The 4685-nt window shown below is 70.0% G+C and carries 6 protein-coding genes; 4 read left to right on the forward strand and 2 right to left on the reverse strand.

Translation table 11 applies throughout. The features are described 5' to 3' along the window. The first annotated feature begins 46 nt into the window (after positions 1 to 46). The 4 genes from aroB to nusB all read left to right on the forward strand — a co-directional run bounded on the left by aroB (position 47) and on the right by nusB (position 2684). Positions 47 to 1132: a 3-dehydroquinate synthase gene (gene aroB / locus GH736_RS17585; RefSeq protein WP_159605633.1), complete on the forward strand. Its 1086-nt coding sequence runs from the start codon at positions 47 to 49 to the stop codon at positions 1130 to 1132. A 61-nt stretch (positions 1133 to 1193) separates the two neighbouring features. Next, the gene (locus GH736_RS17590; RefSeq protein WP_159605635.1) at positions 1194 to 1634 is read left to right on the forward strand and encodes a type II 3-dehydroquinate dehydratase; all 441 of its coding nucleotides are present in this window, start codon (positions 1194 to 1196) and stop codon (positions 1632 to 1634) included. Positions 1635 to 1710: 76 nt separating this feature from the next. Then, positions 1711 to 2271, forward strand: coding sequence for an elongation factor P (gene efp, locus GH736_RS17595; protein WP_159605637.1), 561 nt, complete (start codon positions 1711 to 1713; stop codon positions 2269 to 2271). Further along, positions 2271 to 2684 (forward strand): transcription antitermination factor NusB, encoded by a 414-nt coding sequence (nusB, locus tag GH736_RS17600; RefSeq protein ID WP_159605639.1) that lies wholly within the window; start codon positions 2271 to 2273, stop codon positions 2682 to 2684. Before efp ends, nusB begins: the two co-directional genes overlap by 1 nt. Here the strand turns inward: nusB and GH736_RS17605 are convergent. Next, positions 2681 to 3925: a low temperature requirement protein A gene (locus tag GH736_RS17605; RefSeq protein WP_159605640.1), complete on the reverse strand. Its 1245-nt coding sequence runs from the start codon at positions 3923 to 3925 to the stop codon at positions 2681 to 2683. The genes nusB and GH736_RS17605 overlap by 4 nt on opposite strands. Before the next feature lie 81 nt (positions 3926 to 4006). Then, positions 4007 to 4381, reverse strand: a complete 375-nt coding sequence (locus GH736_RS17610; RefSeq protein WP_159605642.1) for a hypothetical protein — start codon at positions 4379 to 4381, stop codon at positions 4007 to 4009. Positions 4382 to 4685 lie beyond the last annotated feature (304 nt).

The following is a 4685-nucleotide window of genomic DNA, read 5'->3' on the forward strand; positions in this document are numbered from 1 at the left end:
TCGCACGCATCGTCGAGGACATCACCGAGCGGTTCGGAGGAGCACGATGACGGCAGGCGAGACACGCACGGTGATCCCGGTCGGCGGCGAGTCGGGATATCACGTCGTGGTCGGCCGGGGCGTGGCCGCGGAGCTCGGCGACGCGCTCGGCTCGGCGGTGCGCAAGGTCCTCATCGTGCACGCCCCCACGCTCGGCGCGCGGGCCGCGGCGCTGCGTGAAGAGCTCTCCGACCGCTTCGAGGTGCTGCTCGCCGAGGTGCCCGACGCCGAGGCCGGCAAGCGGGTCGAGGTCGCGGCGTTCTGCTGGCAGATCCTCGGACAGGCCGACTTCACCCGGAGCGACGCCGTCGTCGGGCTGGGGGGCGGTGCGATCACCGACCTCGCGGGCTTCGTGGCCGGCACCTGGCTTCGAGGCGTGCGCATCGTGCAGCTGCCCACCACCGTGCTCGGCATGGTCGACGCGGCCGTCGGCGGCAAGACGGGCATCAACACGAACGAGGGCAAGAACCTCGTCGGCGTCTTCCATGCACCCGCTGCGGTGCTGTGCGACCTCGAGCTGCTCGACACCCTGCCGCGCAACGAGATCCTCGCCGGATTCGCCGAGATCGTGAAGGCGGGGTTCATCCGCTATCCCGAGATCCTCGACCTCATCGAGGCCGATCCCGACCGGGCGACCGATCCGACGTCGCCCGAGTTCCGCCGCGTCGTCGAGCTCGCGATCCACATGAAGGCCGAGGTCGTCTCCGAGGACTTCACCGAGCAGGGGCTGCGCGAGATCCTCAACTACGGGCACACGCTGGGCCACGCCGTGGAGCACGCCGAGCGGTACCAATGGCGGCATGGTGCCGCCGTCTCGGTGGGGCTGGCATTCGCCGCTGAGCTCGGCCGCCTGTCCGGCCGGCTCTCCGATGAGGTGGCCGACCGGCACAAGCGCGTGCTCGACCTGCTCGGGCTCCCCACGAGCTATCCCGCCGGCCGCTGGAACACGCTCCTCGCCACCATGCAGCGCGACAAGAAGGCCCGGGCCGGGCAGCTCCGGTTCATCGTGCTCGACGACCTCGCGAAGCCGACGGTGATGCTCGCCCCCGACCAGTCGCTGCTGTTCGCGGCCTACCAGGAGATCGCCTCGTGACCGCTCGTCCGGCAGGTCCGCGAGGTCGGGCCGACGGATGCCGCGGCGCTAGAGTTTCGGCATGACGACGATCCTCGTGCTCAACGGACCGAACCTGGGTCGCCTCGGCACCCGCGAGCCCGAGGTGTACGGGAGCGAGACCCTCGCCGACATCGGCGCCGGGCTCGCGGCATCCGTGCCCGACGACGTCGAGCTCGACCTGCGGCAGACCGACGACGAAGCCGAGCTCATCGGGTGGATCCACGAGGCCGTCGACCGTCGCCTGCCCGTCGTGCTGAACCCGGCGGCGTTCACGCACTACAGCTACGCACTGCGCGATGCCGCCGCACAGCTCGCGCAGGCGGGCGTGCCCCTCGTCGAGGTCCACCTCTCGAACCCCCATTCGCGCGAGACGTTCCGCCACACGAGCGTCATCTCGGGCGTCGCGACCGGCGTCATCGCCGGATTCGGGGCCGACTCCTACCGGCTGGCGATCGACTGGGTCCTGCGGTCGCGCGACTGAGTCGACTACACTCGATCAGTCGCACGCGAAATGCCGCGCGCCCTCTGACTTCCCTCGATCGATCGGAAACACCTCCATGGCAAGCACCGCTGACATCAAGAACGGCGTCGTCCTCAACATCGACGGCCAGCTCTGGAGCGTCATCGAGTTCCAGCACGTCAAGCCCGGCAAGGGCGGCGCGTTCGTCCGCACCAAGCTGAAGAACGTCGTGACCGGCAAGGTGGTCGACCGCACGTACAACGCCGGCGCGAAGATCGACATCGAGAACGTCGACCGTCGTGACTTCACGTACCTCTACAACGACGGCGAGGGCTTCGTGTTCATGGACGCGACCGACTACGACCAGGTCACCGTGCCGGCGACCGTCGTCGGCGACGCCGCGAACTTCATGCTCGAGAACCAGGCCGTGACGATCGCGCTCAACAACGGCAACCCGCTCTACATCGACCTGCCCGCATCGGTGGTGCTCGAGATCACCTACACCGAGCCCGGCCTGCAGGGCGACCGCTCGACCGGCGGCACCAAGCCGGCCACGGTCGAGACCGGCTACGAGATCCAGGTGCCGCTCTTCCTCGAGACCGGCACGAAGGTCAAGGTCGACACCCGCACGGGCGACTACCTCGGCCGCGTGAACTAGTGAGCGCTCGTACGAAGGCGCGCAAGCGCGCCCTCGACATGCTGTACTCGGCCGACATGCGCCAGGTGCCCGTCGAGCAGGTGCTCGTGGTCGAGGCCGAGCGTGCCGTGAGCGAGCCCGAGCGACAGGCGTCGTGGCTCTACGCGCGCGAGATCGTCGACGGCATCGTCGACCACGGCGACGAGATCGACGAGCTCATCACGACCCACTCGCGCGGGTGGACGCTCGAGCGCATGCCCGCGGTCGACCGGGCACTGCTGCGCATCGGCGCATGGGAGATCCTCTACAACGACGAGGTGCCCGACGCCGTCGCCATCTCCGAGGCGGTCGAGGCGGCGACGGTGCTCTCCACCGACGACTCCGCCGGCTTCGTGAACGGCCTCCTGGCCGCGATCTCGCACTCCAAGGGCTAGGCCTCCCGAGTCGTTCGACCTGCGCTGTCGACGACCCGCCCCAGCTGGGCGTCAAGCGACCGCCACCCGCCGAGCTCGAACGAGATGACGATCGACAGGGGCGACGCCAGCACGACGAGCAGGCACGCCGACACGGGCACGCCGAACGCCGCGAGCGCGACCGCGATCACCGGGAGCACCGCGGCGGCCGCCTGCACCACGCCATCCCGCGGGGGCGCCGACACGAGCCACGCCTGCAGCAGCGAGCGCACGATCATGAACACGATGACCGGGACGGCGATGGATGCCACGACCGTCGTGGCGTCGACGGCGAGCTCGGGGTCGTAGGCCGAACCGATGACATGGAGGCCCGCTCCCACGGCGGCGATCGCGGCGTAGAGGACGAGATGTCCGTACACCCAGGGGATCGTCTTCTCCCGTCGTGCCTGGAGTGCCGGGGCGTGCGGCACGAGGAAGTACGTCCACCACAGCGCGAACGACATCGCGATGCCCGCCCCGACGACCACGACGGCGTCGACGGTCCACCCCCCGACCGCCGAGATCTCATTCGCGGACGCGAGCGTTCCGAACACCGTCTCGCCCAGGGCGATGATGATCAGCAGCGCGAATCGCTCGGCGAGATGGTGCGGATGCCACGGGGTGGATCCGCCGTTGTTCCGCGCGCCGCGCCGCTCGGCGACGAGCGGACCCAGCGCCTCCAGGGCGAACAGGGCGGCGGCGGCCAACAGCGCCACCACGGTCGTGAGCGGGAGGATCGCCACGAGCACCCAGCCGATCTGGGCACCTCCCACGAACATCGCGTACGTCGACGCCAGCGCCCGGTACCGCGGCTCGCCGCGCACCGCACGCCACCACTGAAGGATGAGGGCGACGCGCATGATGACGTAGCCGGCGACCATGACCCGGTTGTCGAGGACCTCGCCCCGCTCGATGGAGGCGAACAGCGGAGGCAGGCCGATCGCGAGCACGATGACGCCCGTCATCTCCACCATCGTCAGCAGCCGGTGCAGCCAGTCGTCGTTGTCGAACGCCGAGGCGAACCACGTGACGTTGACCCACGCCCACACGACGGCGAACATGGCGAACGTGAACGCCACGGTCGCCGTGGCCCAGTGCCCGAGTGCGATCCCGTGCGCGAGCTCATTCCCCGCGACCCCGAACGCCGCGACGAACGTGAGGTCGAACAGCAGTTCGAGTGGCGTCGCCGCGCGACCCGGCTCGTCGGTGCGCCGCGCGATCACGCGGCGTAATCCATGCCGATACCGGCCGCCGACGATGCTCACGTTCCGTCCCTGGCGATCGCCGAGGCCCGAGCGGGTCAGTCAGTTGCCACCGCGGCGCCCAGTGCCTGCGCCGGATATCCGCGCCACCGCCCAGCCGACCGCGGACACCAGCGGAACGGCGACCATCAGCACCGCGACGGGGTTGGGTCGGAACTTCAGCCCGTCGGGACCGCCGACGTAGGCTCCGATCGGCACCACGTAGCCACCGCCGCCACCCCCGCTGCCCTCACCCCTGCCCGCCGGGGAGGAGCCGCCCTCCGGCATTTCGCCGGAACCCTCGCCGCCGCCGAACCCGAAGACGATGAGTGCGACGGGCACGAGTTCATGCCCGCCCAACGTGGTGCGTTCGCCGTACGCCATCTTCGCGCCCCACGTGGGCACCAACGCAGCCAGTCTCTCGCTGAGGTTCGCCATTCCTCGACAGTACGCGCGCGCGGCGGCCCGACAAGCATCTCGCGAGGACCCGTCGAGGACCCGGTCAGTCGGCGCCCGGCGAGGCGCCGTCGCGCTGCGTCGCGAGCAGGTGCATCGTGTGCGCGACGACCTCGGCCGGCCCGTCGTGCTCGGCGACGAGAAGGAGTGGACATTCGAGGGGTTCCTGTCTCGGTGAGGCGAATGGAACTGCGGGTTCGGACCGGATGGCGGAGCGCTACGGGTTCACCGCAACGCTCCGCCGTACTGCTCCGACTCGATCGTGCCCTGGGCCCCGATCCCGGCG

It is taken from the genome of Agromyces humi, assembly GCF_009720255.1.
GTDB classification, from domain to species: Bacteria; Actinomycetota; Actinomycetes; order Actinomycetales; family Microbacteriaceae; genus Agromyces; species Agromyces humi.

Excerpts from the sequence above, each read along its gene's own strand:
- aroB (WP_159605633.1), top strand. The coding sequence starts at position 47 with ATGACGGCAGGCGAGACACGCACGGTGATCCCGGTCGGCGGCGAGTCG.
- GH736_RS17590 (WP_159605635.1), top strand. The coding sequence starts at position 1,194 with ATGACGACGATCCTCGTGCTCAACGGACCGAACCTGGGTCGCCTCGGC.
- efp (WP_159605637.1), top strand. The coding sequence starts at position 1,711 with ATGGCAAGCACCGCTGACATCAAGAACGGCGTCGTCCTCAACATCGAC.
- GH736_RS17610 (WP_159605642.1), bottom strand. The coding sequence starts at position 4,381 with ATGGCGAACCTCAGCGAGAGACTGGCTGCGTTGGTGCCCACGTGGGGC.